This is a genomic window from Lentimicrobium saccharophilum (assembly GCF_001192835.1).
GTDB lineage: Bacteria > Bacteroidota > Bacteroidia > Bacteroidales > Lentimicrobiaceae > Lentimicrobium > Lentimicrobium saccharophilum.
In genome coordinates this window covers 472,465-495,238 of record NZ_DF968182.1, presented here as the reverse complement: position 1 = coordinate 495,238, position 22,774 = coordinate 472,465, and the positions used below count along the sequence as shown (strand labels likewise).

Genomic DNA, 22,774 nt, shown 5'->3' with positions numbered 1-22,774 from the left:
AATTCAGATTTCAATCCCGGAGTAAAAAAACTTCCGGAGAAACCATCTGATTCCCTATACAGACAGGAAAGACTACCGGACAATAACCCGGCTGACAGCCTCCAGATTATCCTGAGTAGCCTTTAAAAGGTAAAGACCCGGAGACAGGATTCCTGTACCTATTTCAACCCTGCCTGCACCTGCCGCAGAGGTCGTCGTGTATACCAATCTCCCCTCCTGATTAAATAAGCTTAACGCTACAGGCTTTTCCTGCCTGAAACGGGATAAATCTGCGGTGAAGGCATTCAGTGCCGGATTCGGATAAACCGGGGCAGTCACCCGCTCAACCGGCCGGTTGATTCCAAATACCTGACTTCCGAGGCTTTCCCAGTTCCGGGATATCTCGGTGTCAGTTAAAGGATAATCATACAGTTTTATCATGGCTACCGCACCGGCTGAGGCTTCGTTGGGCACAATAAGATCATCGTGGAAAAAGTTAAGCACCCCGTCCTGGTCTATTAATGCATGACCTCCGTTATCAATAAAATCAATTTTCACTTCGGCGTCGGTATATATCAACACCTGCCCCGAGGCCGCCGTTCGGGTAATCACATAATAGGTATATTCCCCGGCTTCAACAGGAGCCTCCTGACTATAGAGAATATTATAAAAATTCAACTCTCCGTAATAAACATAGGCTCCCCAGTCCGTTTTCCTGTTTTTCCAGTCAACCACCCGTTTCCAGCTGCTCAATTCATCAAAAACAAAGTATATTTCAATGGTATAATTGTCACCCAGAAAATTGCCGGCGGCAACATTGTCGAACTGCAAGCCGCTGTTTCTGACAAAACGGTAAACAATCTTGGTGTCCTGGTTTACCTCATTCAGCGTATCAAGCACAAAACTGCCCTGCTCTCCCAATACCGTCAGCGCCGGACTCAGCCCGCCAACTTCATTCAATGAATTCTCGAAGTTATAATGACGCACCTGTTGAGCAAACAAAATGCCCACAGCTGAAACAAACAGGAATAATAGTGTAATTTTTTTCATGCAACCTCCTCTTTTAACAATACAAAATTAACACATAAAAATTCTTTTTGATCATCACGATGAGAAAATATTCTCAGAATGACCAGTAAAACCAAGAACAAAGCAAATAGTTCCGGGTGCTGTGAATAACAATATCATCCAACCATCTGACATATTTATTAATACGACAAAATAAATATCAAAATTTTCATTCTTTTTCCGGCTCTGCATCCGGATTTTGTCAGACCGGGAAAATGCACCGGTAATAACTACCTGTTCCCGGATTTTTTGACTGAATATTGCTGCCGGTATAAAATTAATATCATTTAGCATTCAACTGTAATTGAATTGTTTAAGAATACAGTAGTAGCCAATTCATAGCTGATTGCTTAAGCAGGTGTTGAAAATCAGTAAAGGCAGCCTTGTTTATTCTTATCTTTATCATGACAATAAAATACAAAATCCTCTTCGGATTTTAACTGATATACAATAACATATTAAAACAATACCATTATGGCTGATTTCAGATACCAGAAACCATTCCCGGTAACGAAGGACCTTACGCCTTATAAGTTACTGACCACTGAATTTGTTTCAACCGTTGAGACCGACGGGCGGAAAATTCTGAAAGTCGCACCTGAGGGACTATCTCTGCTGGCCCGTGAAGCCATTTCTGACGTATCCTTTTATCTGAGACCCGGGCATCTGCAGAAGCTGGCCGACATCCTTTCGGATCCCGAAGCTACTGACAACGACCGGTTTGTGGCCCACACCATGCTGATGAATCAGGTGGTATCGGCAGAGGGTGAACTGCCCACCTGCCAGGATACCGGAACGGCCATCGTGATCGGTAAAAAGGGCGAAAATGTTTATACCGGAGCGGATGATGCCGAATATCTTTCGAAAGGCATTTTTGAAACCTACCGCGACCGCAATCTCCGCTATTCCATGGTGGTTCCGTTTACCATGACAGAAGAAAAAAATACCGGAACCAATCTGCCCGCCCAGATTGATCTTTACACTGAGCCCGGAAACAAATATGAATTTCTGTTTATTACCAAAGGCGGCGGTTCCGCGAACAAATCATTTCTGTATCAGCAAACCAAATCTTTACTTAACGAGGAATCGCTGAAAAAATTCATCCGCGAAAAGATCATGGACCTGGGTACTTCCGCCTGTCCGCCATACCACCTGGCCGTGGTCATCGGGGGCACTTCGGCGGAAGCCACGCTTACAGCCGTAAAAAAGGCCTCTGCAGGTTATTACGATCACCTGCCCACCAGTGGTAACGAAGGTGGTCAGGCATTCCGCGACCTCGAATGGGAAGAAAAAATTACCCGTATCTGTCAGGAAGTCGGCATTGGGGCGCAGTTTGGCGGCAAATATTTTGTGCATGATGTCAGGGTGATCCGTTTGCCGCGGCATGCTGCTTCCTGTCCCGTAGGCATAGGGGTCAGTTGCAGTGCCGACCGGAATATCAGGGCAAAGATCACCGAAGAGGGTATCTTTCTGGAAGAACTGGAAAAAAATCCTGCGAAGTATGTCCCGGCTTCAGCCCCCGGGATGAAACCTGCCGTTGAGATCAACCTCGACCGGCCGATGGAGGAAGTTCTGGACGAGTTGTCGAAATACCCCGTAAAAACCAGGCTGAGTCTTAACGGCACACTGGTGGTAGCCCGCGACATTGCCCATGCCCGCATCAAACAAATGATCGATGAGGGCAAACCCATGCCCGACTATTTTAAGAACCACCCTGTCTATTATGCGGGCCCGGCCAAAACTCCCAAAGGAATGGCCTCGGGAAGTTTCGGCCCTACCACTGCCGGACGGATGGACGTTTACGTGGATCAATTCCAGAAAATGGGCGGTTCCCTGATTATGCTTGCCAAGGGAAACCGCAGTAAAGCCGTTACAGAAGCCTGCAAACAAAACGGCGGATTCTACCTCGGTTCCATCGGAGGTCCTGCCGCCATCCTGGCCAAATCCAACATTAAGTCCGTTGAAGTCATTGATTTTGAAGAATTGGGGATGGAGGCTGTCCGGAAAATCAAAGTTGAAAACTTCCCGGCCTTTATTATTGTCGACGATAAAGGAAATGACTTTTTTGAACAACTCTGAAACTTTGTCAGGAGTTCTTTATTGAATTAAACAGACTACCTTTGAAACGTCTGCATTGCTTTGCAGCAATTTCATCCTTTCCGGGATCATCTTTTCCGGTTGTCCTTTATAAGGTTAAAGAAAGAACCGAAGCCGATTCCTGAAATCAGGAAAGAATCCTGAAGTGGCCCTTCAAACTGCTTACCACTATGGCGTCCGCAGGAGGTGCCCCATTGGTCATGCACAGGCAACTCTTTACTTCTTATCCCATTCAAACCTTACAATTGACATGTTTTTCCATATAGTATATTGAATAACAATATATTACAATTTTAGTCGAATTTCCGTAAAAAATATTTACGGAAAAACTTGACAAAACTATACTATAATTGTATTTTTGTACTGTTTTAGTAACATTATTATGTTTGTCGTAAAGCCTGAAAGTAAAAAAGAGGCTGCCATACTGGAAGCGGGGCGCGAACTTTTCTGGAAGTATGGCTTCCGGAAAGTTTCGGTTGATGAGATATGTAAAGCAGCCGGTGTCAGCAAAATGACCTTTTACCGCTATTTTAATGATAAAGCAACCCTGGCAAAGAAAATTTTTGACAACGAATTGGAAAAGAGTATGGAGCAGTTCCGGAAGATCATGCAATCCGGAATATCTGTTCCTGAAAAAATGAAGCACATATTGCAGATGAAATCAGAATCTGTAAAGAACATAAGCGGTGATTTTATCCGTGATTTCTATTCAGACAACGAAAGCGGGCTGAAAGCGCACATTGAACAAAAGACCGCATCATCGTGGGAAACCATTCTGGATGTATACAGGCAGGCGCAGCAGCGGGGGGAATTCCGGAAAGACATGAAGCCTGAGATACTACTGTACATTTCGCAAAAGGTAACGGACCTTTTCAACGATCCTTACCTGACCGGTCTCTGTGGAGGTCCTGCAGGGGTAATCATGGAGCTGGCCCGTTTATTCACCTACGGAATATCCCCGGACCCCTTTGTACCTGAAAACCAATAGAGATGTACCGGCTGGCATTCATAACGATACTGACTGTTTTCCTTATCAAAGGAGCGGCTGCCCAACACCGCGATTCGCTGTATTTCGGGGGTCAGGCTTCCGCCTGGCTGAATTACAATCCCGGACAGGATGTTTCACTCATGCCCGGAATCCGCTATATTCCGCGCCTTAACTATGAAACAGGCAGGCCGGGCAGCCTTCTGGACTTTGAACTGTCCTTCAATATACAGGGCCACGCGGGCATAAGGCCGTTTGATTCGCTGGGTTTAGACGGCAACCTGAAACCCTACCGCGCCTGGTTGCGTTACTCCGGCAAGCAGTTTGAGTTACGCCTTGGAATGCAGAAAATCAACTTCGGATCGGCGCAGATGCTGAGGCCGCTGATGTGGTTTGATCAGGTGGATCCCCGCGATCCCTTGCAGCTTACAGATGGTGTCTGGGGATTGCTGGGCAGATACTACTTTCTTAACAATGCCAATATCTGGCTCTGGGCGCTTTACCCTTCGGATAAACCCAAAACCTGGGAAATCACCAGAACCAACGCAAAAATCCCTGAAGCGGGCGGGCGGGTGCAACTGCCTGTTTTCTCAGGAGAAATCGGGCTGAGCTACCATCACCGGATCACCGACACCCGCGAAAACCCGGCAGGGCTTGCGCAAGTCGCCAGAATGCCGGAGAACCGCTTTGGCATAGATGGCAGATGGGATGCCGGCGCCGGCCTGTGGTTCGAAGCCACCCATACCGGCTTGCAGGATTTCGGCAACCTGACTCATCAGGATCTGCTCACCCTGGGAACGGATTATACTTTTGGCATCGGTAATGGCTTGAATGTTATTGCCGAAAACCTGATTGCCGCAACAGGAGAAAAAGTCTTCCGGTATAAGAACTCTCTCGTTTTTACCGGAGTATCACTCTCCTACCCCCTCAGTATCACCGGCAATATCAGTTCCATTGTTTACTTTGACTGGGGAAACCGGAATGCCTATAGTTTTGTCAACTATAAAAAGCTGATCGGTGCTTTTCAGTTTTATCTTATGGCATATTACAATCCCGAAACTTACCTGATCCCTTCACAGGGTTCAGCAAACAATTACTTTGCCGGAAAAGGCATACAAATCATGATGGTTTACACGCATTAAACAAAGGCGATCGTTCATGGAAAACAACAGCGTTATCAGCATTAACAACCTTGTAAAACGTTTCCCCATGGGGAAAGAGGAGTTCACGGCCCTGCGCGGCATCAGCCTGAACTTCGGCAACGGTGAATTTGCCGGACTAATCGGCCCGAGCGGATCAGGCAAGACCACCCTGCTCAACATCCTGGGTTCGCTGGATGTGCCCTCCGAAGGGGAAGCACTGGTACTTGGCAGGTCTATCGGAAAACTCAACGCCAAGCAGGCAGCGCGCCTGCGAAAGGAGAACATTGGGTTTATCTTTCAAAGCTACAATCTCCTGGCCGTACATACTGTTTACGAAAACGTTGAATTTCCGTTGCTTTTGCTCAACCTGCCGTCCGCCGAAAGGCACCGGATGACCATGGAAGCCCTGGAATGGGTAGGGCTGACCGATAAAGCAAAATCAAAGCCGCCCCAGCTCTCCGGAGGACAATGCCAGCGGGTTGCCATTGCCAGGGCCATGGTGAAAAAGCCATCCCTGGTACTGGCCGATGAACCTACGGCCAATCTTGATGCCGACAATTCGCACCATATCCTGCAAACCATGGAAACCCTCAACCGGGAACTGAAAACCACTTTTATTTTCGCCACCCATGACGACAAGGTGATCAGTTACCTTCACCGGAAAATATTCCTGCTCGACGGCCGGGTTGACAAAGATGAAATCATCAGATCAAATTAATCCCTATAAGCCATGAAATTAGCTATCAAACTGGCATACCGCAACCTGATCGGCGCCGGACTGAGAACCTGGCTCAATGTGATTGTGCTGTCGTTCTCATTTGTCGTCATTATCTGGCTGAAAGGTGTAATGACGGGTTGGGACCACCAGGCAAAAACCGACATGACCAACTGGGAAATCGGCGGAGGGCAATACTGGCATGAAGCCTACGATCCATACGATCCCTTTACCCTTACCGAAAGTCATGCTCCATTGCCGGTCGAATTCCTGCCCGAAATCACCGCCGGTGAAATGGAGCCGGTATTGATTACACAGGGCAGCATTTTTCCCGAAGGACGCATGATGCAGGTGATTGTCAGGGGAATCAACCCTGAACAGTCAATTTTTCAATTGCCGACCCGGGTGCTTGATTCAGCCACCGATGCCATTCCGGCCATTATCGGCTCAATGATGGCCAAAACCAGCCGGTTAAAAACAGGCGATTATGTTACCCTTCGCTGGCGCGATGCCAATGGCACCTTTGATGCCACTGACATCCTGATCTGCGGTATTTTCACTGCCAGTGTGCCGGCTATTGATGCCGGACAGGTTTATATTGCCCTGGATAAACTTCAGGAAATGATGTTGCTACCGGGTGAAGCGACCATGGTTACCTTTCGCAGCAGTGATGTTCCCCGGCAGGAAGCGGCCGGATGGGTGCTGAAAACCAGGGAGCAGCTTACCCGGCAGGTGGATGAAATGATCAAAACCAAATCGGCCGCCCAGTCCATACTTTATGGCATCCTGCTCCTGCTGGCCATGCTGGCCATTTTCGACACCCAGGTGCTCTCCATATTCAGGCGGCAGAAAGAAATCGGAACCTATATAGCGCTGGGCTATACGCGACAGCAGGTGGTCGGGCTTTTTACCGTTGAGGGAAGTATGCATGCCGTATTGGCGGCATTTGTTGCGGCGGCCTATGGTCTGCCTTTCCTGGCCTGGCAGGCCAAAGCGGGCTGGACCATGCCCGTTGACACCAGCGAATTCGGCATGGCCATCGCCCAGACCCTTTACCCTGTCTACAGCCTCGGCCTTGTCATCACCACCATCGTGATTGTTACCATCACCACCACCATCGTGAGTTATCTGCCATCGCGGAAAATTGCCAAAATGAATCCAACCGATGCTTTAAGGGGGAAACTACAATGATAAAATTTCTGATCATAGGTCTGTGGCGTGATAAAAGCCGCAGCCGGCTGCCAATCATCGTGGTAACCATCGGCGTTACGCTCACGGTGCTAATGCACGCCTATATCACCGGTTTCATGGGCGATACCATCGAAATGAATGCCCGGTTCACAAACGGCCACATAAAAGTTATGTCAGCAGCTTATGCCGAAAACATGGATCAGATGCCGGTTGACCTGGCACTGATGAATGTGGAGGAACTGCTTACAACACTCAGCCACGAATATCCTGATACTGAATGGGCCGCCCGAATAAAGTTCGGAGGTCTGATCGATGCTCCGGATTCACAGGGAGAAACGCGATCACAGGGGCCGGCTATGGGCTTCGGCATTGATCTGTTATCGGCACAAAGCAGAGAAACCCAACGCCTGAACCTGGAGAAAGCCCTCAGGCAGGGAAAAATGCCGTCAGGCCCGGGTGAAATCCTCCTGAGCGATGCCTTCGCCCTGAAACTGAAAGTAACCCCGGGTGATACAGTTACCCTGATCGGTTCCTCCATGAACGGAAGCATGACCATGTACAACTTTATAGTTGCCGGTACCATCGCTTTCGGCGTTGAAATCATGGACAGAGGGACCATCATTGCCGATATCAGGGACGTACGCATGGCCCTCGATATGCCGGATGCCGCCGGAGAAATCCTGGGATTCATGAATACAGGTTTCTACGACAATACAAAGGCCAATGAAATGGCCGGAGATTTTAATAAGAAGTACACAACGGATGCCGACGAATTCGCCCCGGTAATGAAAAGCCTAAGCCAGCAAGGGAACATGGGGCAGTATGTAGCAATGTCGGAAATCTGGTCAATGTACGTTTCACTGATCTTTATTTTTGCCATGTCGCTGGTGCTTTGGAATGCAGGCCTGCTTGGCGGCCTGCGCCGCTACGGTGAAGTTGGCATACGGCTGGCCATGGGTGAAGAGAAAGGCCATGTTTACCGGAGCATGATCTGGGAATCGGTGATCATCGGGCTTGCCGGTTCTGTCCTTGGCACAGCCCTGGGACTCTTTTTCGCCTGGCTGATACAGACTTATGGTATCAACATTTCAGGGATGATGCGGGGCGCTTCGGTGATGTTCCCCGATACCATCAGGGCCCGGATTACTCCTCCCGACTTTTACATCGGGTTTATTCCCGGACTGATTTCAACTGTGCTGGGAACAATGCTTTCAGGAATCGGCATTTACAGGCGGCAAACAGCAAGACTTTTCAAAGAACTTGAAGCCTGAATGCCCGGTTGCAAACTCCCGGGATGCCTGACGTGAACAGGCAATGATAATTCATGGGTACACTTTTTAACAGAATGCCAACAAACAGTTCAAACTCAAAAATTCAACCGGCTATATGAAATCAATATTGCTCATCGCGCTGACCCTGCTGTTCAATATTTTGCAGGCTCAGGATGCAAACACCATCCTTGAAAAAATTGATGCCAATATGTCATCAGAAAACCGTGTATTTGAGTCCAGCATGACCATTCACGGCAAAAGAAGCAGCCGGACCATCACTTCAAAGAGTTATTCGGAAGGCAGCAGACAGTCATTTACCGAGTACCTTTCTCCGGCTTCGGAAAAAGGCACTAAAATGCTGAAACTGGACAAGCAATTGTGGATTTATTCACCCTCCACCGACCGGACGATTCAGATTTCCGGCCATATGCTCAGACAATCGGTGATGGGCAGCGATCTTTCCTATGAGGATATGATGGACGACCGGAAACTCAGTGAGGTCTATAATGCCAGGGTTACCGGAGAGGCGATGATCGGAGACCGCCGGGTTTATGTGCTTGAATTAACGGCCAGGGTGCCTGATATCGCCTATTATAAACAGAAATTATGGGTTGATGCCGAAAGGTTTGTTCCGCTGAAACAGGAGCTCTATGCCAAAAGCGGTAAAATGCTGAAGCTTATGGAAATGAAGGATGTAATCAAGGTGCAGGGCCGGTGGTTTCCGACAACGGTAAAATACAAGGATATGCTCAAACAGGGCGAAGGCACGGAGTTCACCATCACCCGTATCAGCTTCGACCAGCAGATTCCGGAATATATATTCTCAAAAGCTGCACTGAAACAGTAAAACTGCCGGAATTCAACTTTAAAAAAGCAGCATTCAGAAAACCAGCTACCTCACTGACTGCCTAATTGCGCATTTCAGGGGCCTTGTCGTAATCAATTTCATTCACCAGGCCGCCATTTTCATCATAAAACTTCCATACGCCGACCCTTTTACCCATATCAAAACGGCCTTCATAATACAGGGTTCCGTTGGGATGAAAAACGCTGCGCTTTCCATGGCTTTCACCATCCCTGAATTCACCTTCGCTCCAGAGGGTGCCGTCGTCATACCATGAAGCCCAGTAACCCTCCCTCAGGCCATTCTTATAATTTCCTTCAATGTATTTTTTTCCGTTCTGATGGAAAACCACCTCTTTTAAAAGTTCCTCTTTACCATCGGTCTTTTTAAAGGTTTTCTCCGATTTCACGGAACCGTCCTCAAACAGTTCCTTTTTAACATATGGTTTGTTACACGAAGTAAGCAGCAAGAATGCAGCGAAAAAAAACAAGAATTGTTTCATTCAGTAAGATAGAGTTATGGTTATTATCTGTTAAAAAGCAGCCTGCTTCCCGGCTTGCTGTTGTCAAAACTGCCGTTATGCCAGGCCAGATGACCACCGACAAAGGTATGGGTTATTCCTGAATGAAAGATCTCCCCTTCAAGCGGAGACCATCCGCATTTATAATGGATATTATCCGGTCTGACTTCCCAGGGTGCATCAGGATCAATCAGCACGAGGTCGGCATGATATCCTTCGCGGATATAACCTCTGCGGTCAATACCAAAGATGCGTGCCGGAGCATGACACATTTTTTCCACCACCAATTCGGGCGATATTTTTCCTGCACGGCTCAGCTCGAGCATTGCCACCAGCGAATGCTGCACCAAAGGGCCTCCCGAGGGGCAGGAAAAATAAGAGTTTGACTTCTCCTGCAAGGTATGCGGGGCATGGTCGGTAGCCACTACATCTATTCTGCCATCCAGCAGTGCCTGCATCAGGGCCTCCCTGTCGGCGGCTGATTTGATGGCCGGGTTCCATTTGATGCGTGCGCCCAGGCGGGCATAATCCTGATCGGAAAACCAGAGATGGTGGACGCAGACCTCGGCGGTAATGCGCTTATTGCCATCGGCCGGAGCATCTGAAAGCAGTTGCATCTCTTCAGCGGTGGAAAGGTGCAGGAGGTGCAGCCGGGTATTGAATTTTCGGGCAAGATCGACTGCAAATGAACTGGATTTGTAACAGGCTTCACGGCTGCGGATCAGCGGATGAAGCTCAAGGAGTATTTCATCCCCAAATCTTTCCCGCATCAGCGCGGTATTATTCCTGATTGTTGCCTCATCCTCGCAATGGACAGCAACGAGCACCGGTGCGTCCCTGAATATCCCTTCCAGGGTTTCGGCTTTATCAACCAGCATATTTCCGGTTGAAGCACCCATAAATACCTTGATACCGCATACGGTGCGGGGATCTGTTTTTACAATCTCTGCAAGGTTGTCGTTGGAAGCTCCCATATAAAAAGAGTAATTTGCCAGCGACTTTTCAGAAGCCATGCGGTATTTCTTCTCCAGCAGTTCCTGGGTGAGTGTATTGGGAACCGTGTTGGGCATTTCCATGAACGAAGTAACACCTCCGGCCACGGCTGCCCGGCTTTCGGTGTACAGATCGGCCTTGTGGGTAAGGCCCGGATCGCGGAAATGCACCTGATCGTCAATCACACCGGGAATCAACCACTTGCCGCCGCCGTCAATCAGCTCTACATCCGTATCGCCTTCTAAAATCACAGATTTCTCATCGTCTGTTACTCTGTTGATCATTCCGCCGGCAATCAGCACACTTCCTTTATAAGACCGCCCTTCATTAATCAGGGTTGCTCCGGTAATCAGGTATTTTTTGTCCATGCTGAAATCTTGATCCAAGCATGCTGCATGCATACTGTTGTGCAAAGGTACAAATAAAAGAGGGGGAATGAACCAGGGGTCAGGCAGCTTTTACAGGCCGGATGCGCTTGAATCTGAGTTGTATAACGCCCAGAATGGCCTCCCTGAAAATACCACGACTCATTTTTGACTGACCTTCGGTGCGGTCGGTGAAAATGATGGGAACCTCAATAATTTTAAATCCAAGCTTCCAGGCAGTATATTTCATTTCAATCTGAAATGCATAACCGGTGAATTTAATCTTACTGAAATCGATGGTTTGCAGCAGGCGGCGCCTGTAACACTTGAAACCGGCAGTGGTATCCATGATTTTCATCCTGGTGACCATGCGTACATAATAGGAGGCGAAGTATGACATCAATACCCGGCCCATCGGCCAGTTCACCACATTGACGCCCTTGATATACCTTGATCCGATCGCCACATCGGCCCCCTGGTTGGCACAGGCATCATATAAACGAAGCAGGTCGTCGGGATTGTGCGAAAAATCGGCATCCATTTCGAAAATAAACTCATATTCGCGCTGCAGTGCCCATTTAAACCCGTGAATGTATGCCGTGCCAAGGCCCAGCTTACCTTTGCGCTCTTCCATATGGAGCCGGCCGGGATATTCCTGCATCAGCCTGCGGACGATTTCAGCAGTACCATCAGGAGAATTGTCCTCAACAATCAGTACATCAAATTCCTTTTCAAGTGAAAACACCTTACGGATGATGCGTTCGATGTTTTCCTTTTCATTGTAAGTGGGGATAACAACCAGACTGTCTTTCACGGGAATGTTTTTAAACGAACGAAATTACGGTAAAATATATTATTACAAAACTTAAATTATGTTAACCCGCTGCACTTACTTTTCCTTTAAAAGGAAAAGATAAACAGGAAAATGGTCGCTGTATCCTCCGGCATAGGCCCCGCCCGCAAAAGTGCGGAATGGGTAACCGGCATAAGGGCCTTCTTTCTGGATCAGAAATTTTTCATTATAAATCTTTGCCTTATAAAATTTCCACCCTTTATTGGCATTGAGCACAGCTTCGGAAATGATAATCTGGTCGAACAGGTTCCACGCATCACGGTATGCCAGTGAACCGATACCATCACGGAAAAGCTGCCACATAGGATTGAAAAGATCTCCCTTTCTGACATCTTCCGCTTTGCCTTTGGCGCCGAGGACTTTGGCTACACTACGGTCGGTCGGGTCATCATTCAGATCGCCCATCACAAAGATTTTGGCTTGCCGGTGCTGTTTCATCAGGGAGTCGGTCAGCTGCCTGCTGAGTCTTGCAGCTTCTTCGCGATATTCGGGGCCGCTGCGGCGTGATGGCCAGTGATTGACAATTACACTGATCAGATCGCCATGAAGTTCACCTGTTACCACCAGCTGGTCGCGGCTGAAAAAATCGGGACGACCCGGCATAAAAAGACGGTTGGAGGTGGCATGAATAACCTTGAATACAGAAGGCTTGTAAAGAAGTCCTACATCTATTCCCCGCCTGTCAGGAGAATCAAAATGCACAATTTCATATCCCAGCTCCTTTAAGGGAGGTGTTTTGATCAGGTCTTCCATTACGAGCCGATTCTCAATTTCGGAAAGGCCTATGATAGCCGGGCCTCCTGCCACCAGTTCACTTCCGATGCCGGCTATTACCCTGGCCATATTCGAAAGTTTTGCCTGATAGCGTTGGCTGGTCCAACGGTTGATACCGGCTGGAAGAAACTCCGCATCATTTGTGTTAGGATCATCTATGGTATCAAAAAGATTCTCAACATTATAAAATGCGATGGATGTAGCCAGAAACTTTTTATCCTGGGCACAAGCCTGAATGACAAAAAGGAGTCCGGACATCAGGATTCCCAGAGCCAGACTGACACGAAGGGGCTGTAGATTCATTATAAATGCAGTTTAAACTGCGGCAAAGATATTGAATATCCGGTTGATGCTAAATAAGCACAATGCAGAAACCAAAAAGAAATACAAAATCCGTTCAACCGGGCTAAGCTAACATAAATTTTTGTTCATTTGCAGAAAATTAATAATTTGGGATTGTTGTCCCTAAAAAAGAGCAAACTACATCAAAACATTTTCTTAAACAGATTCCAATGACCAAAAAATTATTGACTTTACTGCTGGCCCTCAGCCTGTTGCCGGGTTTATATGCCCAAACCGGCCTGGTGACGGGGAGGGTAGCCGATAAGGAAAGCGGCAAACCGCTGCCTTCGGTTACCGTCAAGACAGGCACCCAGCAAGCCTTTACCGATGCTGATGGAATTTTCAGCCTGGGCGGCATCGCTGCCGGTGAGGCCATTGTTGAATTTTCATTGCAGGGCTACGAGGATATTATCCAACGGGTCACTGTGGGTGAGACAACAAACCTGGGTACCATAAAAATGACCCCAACGTTTATCGCCGACATTTTAAGCGGAGGGTTGGCAGAGATCAGCATTTCTTCCTCCGATTCAGACGACGATTCAAAAGGTCAGAACATTTCAGGGCTGCTCAGTTCTTCAAATGATGTATTCGTGTCTACAGCTGCCTATACATTCGGCCCGGCTTATTTCAGGATGCGTGGTTATGACAACGATCTTGGCAGCACTTATATCGGCAACACACCCATCAGCGATGTGGAAACCGGCCGTACCACCTGGGCATTGTGGGGCGGTTTAAACGATGCCACCCGGAATAAGGTTTCCGTTAACGGGCTGGCGCCGTCTGATTTTTCCTTCGGGAATCTGGGCGGAGTTACCAATATCATTACCCGCGCTTCGCAGCACCGGGCGCAGACCAAACTTACCTACAGCCTAACCAACCGCACCTATACCAACCGCCTGATGTTTACCCACTCTACAGGGATGATGGACAACAACTGGGCCGTTACCGTAAGCGGATCCAGGCGCTGGGGAAACGGCGGTTATATTGAAGGCACTTATTACGACGCCTGGGCCGGATTTATCGGCGTGGAGCGCAGATTGAACGAGCAGCACAGCCTGGCCTTTACAGCATTTGTTGCCCCTGTACGCCGCGGAATGCAGGGCGGCTCCACCCAGGAAGCCTATGACCTGAGCGGGACCAATTACTACAATCCCAACTGGGGTTATCAGGACGGCAAGGTACGCAATGCACGCGAACGCATTATGAATCAGCCGGTTTTTCTTCTCAACCACTACTGGAAACCTTCGGAAAAAACACAGATTACCAGTTCCGTTTCCTATCTTTTCGGAGAAACCGGCACCACAGCGCTTAACTGGTACAACTCGTCCGACCCCAGGCCCGATTATTACCGTTATCTGCCCAGTTATTATCCGTCGACAGGCCCCGAACCATACGACCCTGCTATTGCTGCTGCGTACGCCGACCGATGGAAAAATGATGTTAATGTCCGCCAGGTAAACTGGGATAAACTCTACCAGACCAACTACCTCGCCAACCTGGAAGGAAAGCAGGCCCGTTACATAATCGAAAACCGCCACAACGATCAAAAACAGGTTAACTTCACCTCCTTTATCAACCATGAGGTAAATGATAAAATCAGGATTGACGGAGGAGTAGAATACAACCGCAATACCGGCTCTTTCTATAAAACCCTCCACGACCTGCTCGGCGGAGAATTCTGGATTGATGTGGACCAGTTCGCCGAGCGCGATTTTTCGGGTAATGATACCATTTTGCAAAACGACCTGAATAACCCGGACCGTGTTATCAAGGTAGGGGACAAATTCGGATATGATTTTAAACTCCACCAGCGTAGTGCCAATATTTGGGGTGTTGCAAACTTTTCATCCCAAAAGGTGGATTATTATGCCGGGCTTCAATTGACAAGCACTACTTTCTGGCGCGAAGGGCTTATGCGCAATGGCCGTTACCCTGACAATTCGTTCGGGGACGGAGAAAAATACAATTTCTTCGACTATGCGGTCAAAGCCGGGGCAACTTATAAAGTTACGGGCCGTCACTTTATTGAAGGGAATGCCACAGTAATGACCCGCGCTCCATATATCAGGAATTCGTTTATCTCTTCCAGGGTGCGTGATGCGGTAGTGCCTGACCTGAGCAGCGAAAATATTGCCAGCGGTGAACTCAGCTATCACCTGCGCGCGCCTTTGGTGAAGGCAAGGATTACCGTTTATCACACGCTTTTCAAAAACCAGAACGAGATCAACAGTTTCTATCACGACTCCCTGCGTACATTTGTAAATCATGCAATGTACAATATCAACAAGGTCCACCAGGGAATAGAGGCTGGCGCCGAAGTTAAAATTACCTCTGCTTTTTCTGCAGTCGGTGCAGTAAACCTGGGCAATTACCGATACACCAACAGGCCGGACGCAATGATTACCGTTGAAAACGGTTCGCGTCCCGACATCACAAAATCTATTTACAGCAAGTACTTCTATGTATCCGGGACACCCCAGACTGCCGGTTCTTTGGGACTGAAATATGCCGGGCCCGGATTCCTGTATATTGATGTGAATGTAAACTATTACGACAATATCTACCTGGATTTCAACCCGGAACGCCGTACTTCCACTGCGCTCGCCGGTATGGAACCGGGCGATGAAAGGATTTCAGGGATTATCAGCCAGGAGAAGCTACCCAGCGGCATGACCCTGGACGCCTCAATCGGCAAATCGTTCCGCATCCGGAGCCAGTACTACCTTAACCTGAATTTCAGCGTAAGCAATATTCTCGACAATCAGGAAATTGCTACCGGCGGATATGAGCAGATGCGTTTCGATTTTGAAAACAAAAACATCAACAAGTTTCCGTCAAGATATTACTACTATTATGGCAGGACATTCTTCCTGAATATCGGCTTCCGTTTCTAATTTCCCAACAAGCAAAAACAAAAAAATCATATGAAAAGAATCTGGCAAATTTTCGCAGGATTATTCATTATCCTGGCTTCTGTTAACCTTACCTCCTGTGTGGACGGAGATTTTGAAGAACCGCCTATTATCGTTCCCACCGTTGAATTTGAAGCAAACCGCAGCATCCAGCAACTCAAGAGTTATTATCTCGATACCCTCAGCCGTACACTTACCCTGATCGAAGAAGACATAATCATCAGCGGAATTGTGGTAGCCAATGACGAAAGCGGCAACCTCTACAAGAAAATGGTAATCCAGGATGAGACCGCCGCCATTGAACTTTCACTTGACAAAACTTCACTCTACAACGAGTACAAGCTTGGACAGCGGATTTTCATCAAATGTAAAGGCATGTATGTCGGCGATTACAACAACCTGATCCAGCTGGGGTATATCTACAACGGAAGCATAGGCCGTTTACCCGAAATTTATATAGGCGCCCACCTTTACCGGGATGGTTTGCCAGGAGCCGTGCCTGAACCGGCAACGCTGAACCTGGCATCTCTGCCCACCCAGTCGGCTGAGATTATCAAAGATGCCCGCATGAGCACCCTGGTTAAAATTGAAAATGTACGCTTTGTTGAAGTTGGTGAACTGTTTGCCCCTCAGGATGTTGACAATACCAACCGTACCCTGATCGACCAGGGAGGAAAAAGCATCACCGTAAGGACCAGCAAGTACTGTAACTTTGCCGGTGATACTTTACCGGGCGGTTACGGAACAGCCGTTGGAATCCTGACTGCCTTCGGATCAACATGGCAGTTCACCCTCCGCAGCATCGACGACTTAAAAGAATTTGGTGGTGTAGCCCCGCCTCCTCCGGGAAGCGGAACCGGCACAAAAGAAGATCCGTACGATGTTCCCAAAGCCCGTAACCTTCAGGGTCAGGACATTTCCGGTTGGGTTAAGGGCTTTATCATCGGCTCGGTCAAATCAGGCGTAACTTCGGTTACCTCTGCATCCGATTTCGACTTTGCTGCGCCCTTCAGCTCTGCTACCAACGTTCTTCTTGCTTCAAGCAAGGATGAAACCGATTACAACAACTGCATCATTGTAAATCTTCCCGCCGGTAGTCCCCTGCGCACGGCTGTCAATCTTTTGGATAATCCCGAAAACCTGAAGAAAGAGCTGAAAGTTCTTGGAACACTTCGCACCTATTTCGGCATAGCCGGACTGCGCGATTGCCCCGGTCAGGAAGGCGACTTCGAACTTGAAGGCGGTGTAACGCCTCCTCCGGGAACTGTTTACCTGGACGAACCATTCGAAACAGGTATTGGCAACTTTTCAGCCTACAATGTTTTGGGAACCCAGCAGTGGAATCACGATGCTTCCTATAAATATATGAAGATGTCGGGATATCAGGACGGCTCAAGTCACCAGAATGAAGACTGGCTTATTTCTCCTTCAATTGATCTTACCGGAGCGACAGCCGCCTACATCACTTTCGACCACACCATCAACAAGGGCGAAATGGCCAATCTGCAGTCGAATCACACCCTCTGGATATCAACAAACTACAACGGTGATACACCTTCCACCGCTACCTGGGAGCAACTAACCATTCCCGTATACCCGGCAGGAAATAACTGGGTCTTTGTGAATTCCGGAAAAGCTACAGTACCTGCATCTTACCTCGGTCAGCAAAATGTTAGGATTGCTTTCAAATACCTGTGTTCCGACAACGAATCGGCAACCTGGGAAATCAAAAAGGTAAAAGTAGCTAACGACTGATATCAGGTTCAATACTATAAAATAAGCTGTCAGCAATGGCAGCTTATTTTTTATGTAGCAGCAAAACGGTTGCTTTCGACCATTTCTGCCAGGGGCTCCAGAGCAAGAATCGCCTGCGAAACCGACTGTACCTCCCTGAAGCTCAGGCTGAGTTTATTGTTGTTCTCCTTCATGCGTACCTTGCGGTGATCGGACTGTATAAACTGCAATACCGTGGAGAAAATATTGCTCTGGTAAAAAGGAGATTCCTGATTTGAGATAAAAGTGGCCGACAGGAATCCATTGCGAAGGCTGATTTTCTCAAATCCCAGTTTGCGGGCCATGCGGCGCAGCCTGATGGTATTGAGCAGTTCCTGGGTTTGCGCGGGCACCGGCCCAAACCTGTCAATCAGTTTTTCCTGGAATTTCATCAGGTCTTCCTCTGCTTCAAGACCGTCAAGCTCTTTATACAGGCTCAGCCTTTCGGTGATGTTGGTAACATAACTGTCAGGGAGCATGATTTCGAGATCGGTTTCGATCAGGCATTCCCTGACAAACTCTTTTTGCACAGGAATTTCATCGTGGTAAAGCTCCTTAAAGTCGGTTTCTTTAAGCTCGAGAATTGCTTCGTCGAGAATGCGCTGATACATTTCGAACCCGATTTCGGAGATAAAACCACTTTGTTCCGCTCCGAGGATATTCCCGGCGCCGCGAATGTCGAGGTCGCGCATGGCGATGTTGAACCCGCTGCCCAACTCAGAGAATTCCTCAATGGCTTTCAGCCTTTTACGGGCTTCATCGGTGAGTGCCGAAAGCGGTGGGGCCAGCAGATAACAGAATGCCTTTTTATTGGTCCGCCCCACTCTTCCCCTGAGCTGATGGAGGTCGCTCAGCCCGTAATTCTGGGCTTCATTGATGATAATGGTATTTACATTGGGGATATCAAGCCCCGATTCGATGATGGTTGTCGCTATCAGGATATCATAATATCCTTCCACAAAATCGAGCATGATCTTTTCCAGCTTATGACCTTCCATCTGCCCGTGCCCGATGGCGATTTTGGCATCCGGCACCAGCCGCTGAATCATGCCCGCCACCTCGATGATGTTATTTACCCTGTTGTGCACAAAGAACACCTGTCCGCTCCGTGAAAGCTCAAAATGAATGGCATCCCTGATGATTTCCTCATTAAAGGCATGCAATTCGGTCTGAACCGGATAGCGGTTGGGAGGAGGTGTATTGATCACGCTCAGGTCGCGCGCCCCCATCAGTGAAAACTGCAGTGTCCTCGGAATGGGCGTAGCCGTCAGGGTCAGGGTATCGACATTCACCTTTAGTTTTTTCAGCTTTTCTTTCGTTGCCACGCCAAATTTCTGCTCTTCGTCAATGATCATCAGGCCGAGGTCTTTGAACTTCACATCCTGGCTTACCAGCCGGTGCGTCCCGATCAGGATATCAATTTTCCCTGCTTCCAGATCTTTCAATGTGCTGTTTTGCTGTTTGGTGCTCTTGAACCGGTTGATGTAATCCACCCTGCACGGAAACTCTTTCAGGCGTTCGCTGAAGGTACGGAAATGCTGCAAAGCCAGAATGGTTGTTGGCACCAGCACTGCCACCTGCTTGCTGTCGGCTACCGCCTTGAATGCCGCGCGCACCGCAATTTCGGTTTTCCCGAAACCCACATCCCCGCATACCAGGCGGTCCATGGGATAAGACTTCTCCATATCGCGCTTGACATCCGCCGTCGACTTTACCTGATCGGGGGTATCCTCGTAGATAAATGATGCCTCCAACTCATGCTGCATGTAGGTATCCGGATTGAAGTTAAAGCCATCCGCAGCCTTCCGTTCGGCGTAGAGTTTGATCAGATCTTTGGCGATATCTTTTACCCTTTGCTTGGTTTTGCTTTTCAGTTTGTTCCAGGCATTGGATCCCAGTTTGTTGAGCGATGGTACCGTACCTTCCTTGCCGACATATTTCGAGATGCGGTGCAGCGAATGAATGCTCACATAAAGAATATCGTTGTTCTGATAAATCAGCCGGATGGCCTCCTGTTGCCTGCCATTGTTTTCTATCTTCTCCAGACCATCGAACCTCCCCACCCCATGGTCGATATGCGTCACATAATCACCGGGCTGCAGGTCATAAATCTCTTTCATGGTGATGGCCTGCTTGCCGGCATATCCATCGCGAATGCGGTATTTATGATATCTGTCGAAAATCTGGTGGTCGGTGTAACAGGCCAGCTTATTCCCCCGGTCGATAAAGCCTTCATGCAGTGAAAGATTGACCAGGTCATAGTTAAGTCCGACTTCGGCCATTCCCCGGTTGGCTTTCAGGTCACTGAAGATGGTCTGAATCCGCTCAGTCTGCTTTGGGTTGTCAGCCAGAATAAGGTTAGTGATCCCATCCCGGCTGTTTTCATCAAGGTTCTGCAGCAGCAGGTCAAAATTCTTGTTGAAGGAAGGCTGTGGCTGCATGCTGAACTCAATCTGCCCGCTTTCTTTAATCAGGAAATGACTGCCAATCTCGATCAATGGGTGGGAAAGAATGTCACTCTTAAAACTTTCTGCATTTACGAAAAGCTCACCGGGCTCCAGGTGCCGGATATCGGGAGAGAGCTCTGCGAAAGCTTTTTCAGCTTTCTCAAACTCTTTTGCAATACGGTCGGTGGCAAACGCAAGGTCGCGCACCCAAACCACGGCATTCCGGCCGATATAGGAAAGGAAAGGCTCCCGTTTTTCCCGCAGGGCCCTGTCCTGCACGTTGGGCGTAATGGTGATGTGATCGAGCCGGTCAATGGATAATTGCGTTGCTGGATCGAAGGTACGGATGGACTCCACGTCATCTCCGAAAAACTCGATCCGGTAAGGCCGGTCGTTGGTATAGGAAAACACGTCGATGATCCCGCCGCGCAGCGCATACTCCCCCGGTTCAACAACAAAATCGACCCGCTCAAAACCGTATTCAGCCAGAAGGTCAATGACAAAATCAATGGAGAGGCTTTCGCCCAGTCCCATTCTGAGGGTATTTTTCTTCAGATATGCTTTACTGACCACCTTTTCGGCCAGCGCTTCGGGATAGGTAACCACCAGGCTGCCTCCCTCGCGTGTACCGATGCGTTTCATCACTTCGGTGCGTGACAAAACATTGATGTTGTCGGTCTTATCAATTTCGTAGGGCCGGCGGTAGGTGGTGGGGAAGAAAAGCACCTTCTTTTTGTGGAAAGGCACCTCCTGTTCTCCCATCAGATTTTCAAGATCGTTGAAAAAATAAGCGGCTTCTTCCTTTTCGGGAAGAATAATCAGATGAAGCGGGCCTGAATTGGCAAACACCGCGGAAGCCACCACGGCAGCGGCAGAGCCTGCCATTCCTTTCAGGTGCATCCTGAAAGTTTCTTTTGAATTGCATAAAACACCCAAAGCCGCAACAGCCTCGTTGTTGCGGTAGTGTTCAGTCAGTTGGGAAGCTTTCACGGCTTGCCGGATTAAATGAAGGCTGCAAAGTTAGTTAAAATGTGCGTTATATCAGGATATTACTGAAACGCCCGGCAGAGCGCCGGAATTCCGGAATACCGTTTCCATATGCTGCAATGCTTGTTGCATTAATACGGAATATACCGGTTGATCAGGCTCAGCGATATAGAAAAAGAGGAAAGCAGGAGTGTTAAGGTCTGATGGGTCAATTTCCAACTGCCCGGGTTTCCCGGAAACCTATTTCTTCCGTTTCCCCTTGCGGTGTTTTTCTTCGTCCTTCTCCGCCTGTTCAATCAGTGAGCGCCAGTCTTTGGGGCTTTCGACGGCCAGGTCAACGATGGCTTCATAATCCGTACAGTCGATACTGAGTACCTGTATCTCCTTCTCCATAAAGGCTTCGATGGCCTCAAGGAGGGGCTTTTCTTCATTACTGCAGAAAGAAACCGCCGTACCCCGCCGGTTGCCGCGACCGGTGCGGCCCACACGGTGCACGTAGTTCTCAGCCTTTTCTGGCAGGTCGTAATTCACCACGTATTCCACATCCGGAATATCAATGCCTCTGGCTGTTACATCCGTAGCAATCAACACTTTGAATAATCCTTCCCTGAACTGGCTCAGGGTGGCAAACCGTTTTTTCTGTTCCACATCACCATGCATAACCCGGCTTTGGATACCCACCCTTTCAAGGGCGGCACAGACCCTCTCTGCCCTGACCTTTGTACGCACAAAAACCAGAATTTTACTTTCAGGATGATCATTGATCATGCGTTCGAGAAAGAAGCGCTTGTCGTCCATGCCGATAAAGGCCACGCTGTGGTCAACATTCCTGGATACCGGATCTTTGGGTGAAATCTGAATGCGGATGGCATTTTTCACCAGGGAATAGGCCAGTTTTTTAATTTCAGGATTGATGGTAGCCGAGAAGAAGAGGGTTTGCCTCCGGGCAGGAAGTTTAGTTACCAATTGCCGGATGTCGTTGATGAATCCCAGATCGAGCATATGATCGGCTTCATCCAGCACCAGTATCTGCACATGGTCCACAGAGAGGTATCCCTGGCTGGCCAGGTCAAACATGCGGCCGGGTGTGGCAACCAGAATATCAACCCCCTGGTTGAGCCTTTCAATCTGTGGTTCCTGCTCCACTCCTCCGAAAACAGAGAGTGTTTTGATTCCACTGCCCTTGCCCAGGGTATTGAACACCGAGGTAATCTGCCGGGCCAGTTCGCGGGTGGGAACCATTACCAGGCACCGGATCCCCGCTTCATGTCGCTTGTTGCGCAACAGTATGTTCAGAACCGGGATGACGAAGGCTGCGGTTTTACCCGTTCCGGTCTGGGCAATGGCCAGCACATCCTCACCGCGCAGCACAGGAGGAATAGCCCTGAACTGTATATCGGTAGGGCGGGTAAAACCTGCCGTAGCCAGGTTTTTCTTTATAACCGGTTCAAAATTTGAATCTTCAAATTTCATAAAATCAACTATAGTGAAGTGGCACTGACGATCACATGCCGCT

17 protein-coding genes are annotated in these 22,774 nt (G+C 48.6%); 9 read left to right on the top strand and 8 right to left on the bottom strand.

Annotated elements, in window-relative coordinates; genetic code table 11:
* Positions 1 to 72: 72 nt before the first annotated feature.
* Positions 73 to 1,029: a T9SS type A sorting domain-containing protein gene (locus TBC1_RS01750; protein ID WP_062037614.1), complete on the bottom strand. Its 957-nt coding sequence runs from the start codon at positions 1,027 to 1,029 to the stop codon at positions 73 to 75.
* A 54-nt stretch (positions 1,030 to 1,083) separates the two neighbouring features.
* Positions 1,084 to 1,341 (bottom strand): hypothetical protein, encoded by a 258-nt coding sequence (locus TBC1_RS01745; protein WP_062037611.1) that lies wholly within the window; start codon positions 1,339 to 1,341, stop codon positions 1,084 to 1,086.
* A gap of 180 nt (positions 1,342 to 1,521) precedes the next feature.
* Between TBC1_RS01745 and TBC1_RS01740 the strand changes: the two genes are divergently transcribed.
* The 7 genes from TBC1_RS01740 (at position 1,522) to TBC1_RS01710 (ending at position 9,295) form a co-directional block, all read left to right on the top strand.
* Positions 1,522 to 3,126 carry a fumarate hydratase gene (locus TBC1_RS01740; protein WP_062037608.1) on the top strand — a complete coding sequence of 535 codons (1,605 nt, stop codon included), beginning with the start codon at positions 1,522 to 1,524 and terminating at the stop codon, positions 3,124 to 3,126.
* Positions 3,127 to 3,526: 400 nt separating this feature from the next.
* Positions 3,527 to 4,132 (top strand): TetR/AcrR family transcriptional regulator, encoded by a 606-nt coding sequence (locus TBC1_RS01735; RefSeq protein WP_062037605.1) that lies wholly within the window; start codon positions 3,527 to 3,529, stop codon positions 4,130 to 4,132.
* A 2-nt stretch (positions 4,133 to 4,134) separates the two neighbouring features.
* On the top strand, positions 4,135 to 5,271 hold the full coding sequence (locus tag TBC1_RS01730) for a hypothetical protein (protein ID WP_062037602.1): 1,137 nt from the start codon (positions 4,135 to 4,137) through the stop codon (positions 5,269 to 5,271).
* 16 nt (positions 5,272 to 5,287) lie between these two features.
* Complete coding sequence (locus TBC1_RS01725; protein ID WP_062037601.1) at positions 5,288 to 5,989, top strand: ABC transporter ATP-binding protein; 702 nt, start codon at positions 5,288 to 5,290, stop codon at positions 5,987 to 5,989.
* Between the two features lie 12 nt (positions 5,990 to 6,001).
* The gene (locus tag TBC1_RS01720) at positions 6,002 to 7,177 is read left to right on the top strand and encodes an ABC transporter permease (protein ID WP_062037598.1); all 1,176 of its coding nucleotides are present in this window, start codon (positions 6,002 to 6,004) and stop codon (positions 7,175 to 7,177) included.
* Positions 7,174 to 8,448 (top strand): ABC transporter permease, encoded by a 1,275-nt coding sequence (locus TBC1_RS01715; protein WP_062037597.1) that lies wholly within the window; start codon positions 7,174 to 7,176, stop codon positions 8,446 to 8,448. The genes TBC1_RS01720 and TBC1_RS01715 overlap by 4 nt, the downstream gene beginning before the upstream one ends.
* A 115-nt stretch (positions 8,449 to 8,563) precedes the next feature.
* Positions 8,564 to 9,295: an outer membrane lipoprotein-sorting protein gene (locus tag TBC1_RS01710; protein ID WP_062037594.1), complete on the top strand. Its 732-nt coding sequence runs from the start codon at positions 8,564 to 8,566 to the stop codon at positions 9,293 to 9,295.
* 61 nt (positions 9,296 to 9,356) lie between these two features.
* Here the strand turns inward: TBC1_RS01710 and TBC1_RS01705 are convergent, their stop codons facing one another.
* The 4 genes from TBC1_RS01705 to TBC1_RS01690 form a co-directional block, all read right to left on the bottom strand.
* Positions 9,357 to 9,794 (bottom strand): toxin-antitoxin system YwqK family antitoxin, encoded by a 438-nt coding sequence (locus TBC1_RS01705; RefSeq protein ID WP_062037591.1) that lies wholly within the window; start codon positions 9,792 to 9,794, stop codon positions 9,357 to 9,359.
* 23 nt (positions 9,795 to 9,817) lie between these two features.
* A complete protein-coding gene (locus TBC1_RS01700; RefSeq protein ID WP_062042645.1) occupies positions 9,818 to 11,173 on the bottom strand; it encodes a dihydroorotase in 1,356 nt (451 codons plus the stop codon).
* 79 nt (positions 11,174 to 11,252) lie between these two features.
* Positions 11,253 to 11,984 (bottom strand): polyprenol monophosphomannose synthase, encoded by a 732-nt coding sequence (locus tag TBC1_RS01695; protein ID WP_062037588.1) that lies wholly within the window; start codon positions 11,982 to 11,984, stop codon positions 11,253 to 11,255.
* 75 nt (positions 11,985 to 12,059) lie between these two features.
* On the bottom strand, positions 12,060 to 13,100 hold the full coding sequence (locus tag TBC1_RS01690; protein WP_062037585.1) for an endonuclease/exonuclease/phosphatase family protein: 1,041 nt from the start codon (positions 13,098 to 13,100) through the stop codon (positions 12,060 to 12,062).
* A 209-nt stretch (positions 13,101 to 13,309) separates the two neighbouring features.
* Here TBC1_RS01690 and TBC1_RS01685 point away from each other — a divergent pair, with 209 nt between their 5' ends.
* Both TBC1_RS01685 and TBC1_RS01680 read left to right on the top strand, forming a co-directional pair.
* The gene (locus tag TBC1_RS01685) at positions 13,310 to 16,033 is read left to right on the top strand and encodes a TonB-dependent receptor (RefSeq protein WP_062037582.1); all 2,724 of its coding nucleotides are present in this window, start codon (positions 13,310 to 13,312) and stop codon (positions 16,031 to 16,033) included.
* A gap of 30 nt (positions 16,034 to 16,063) precedes the next feature.
* The gene (locus TBC1_RS01680) at positions 16,064 to 17,806 is read left to right on the top strand and encodes a DUF5689 domain-containing protein (RefSeq protein ID WP_062037579.1); all 1,743 of its coding nucleotides are present in this window, start codon (positions 16,064 to 16,066) and stop codon (positions 17,804 to 17,806) included.
* A 50-nt stretch (positions 17,807 to 17,856) separates the two neighbouring features.
* On the opposite strand, the gene mfd is transcribed toward TBC1_RS01680, so the two are convergent.
* Both mfd and TBC1_RS01670 read right to left on the bottom strand, forming a co-directional pair.
* Positions 17,857 to 21,261 carry a transcription-repair coupling factor gene (mfd, locus tag TBC1_RS01675; protein ID WP_201781619.1) on the bottom strand — a complete coding sequence of 1,135 codons (3,405 nt, stop codon included), beginning with the start codon at positions 21,259 to 21,261 and terminating at the stop codon, positions 17,857 to 17,859.
* Between the two features lie 237 nt (positions 21,262 to 21,498).
* On the bottom strand, positions 21,499 to 22,731 hold the full coding sequence (locus TBC1_RS01670; RefSeq protein WP_062037573.1) for a DEAD/DEAH box helicase: 1,233 nt from the start codon (positions 22,729 to 22,731) through the stop codon (positions 21,499 to 21,501).
* Between the last annotated feature and the right edge of the window lie 43 nt (positions 22,732 to 22,774).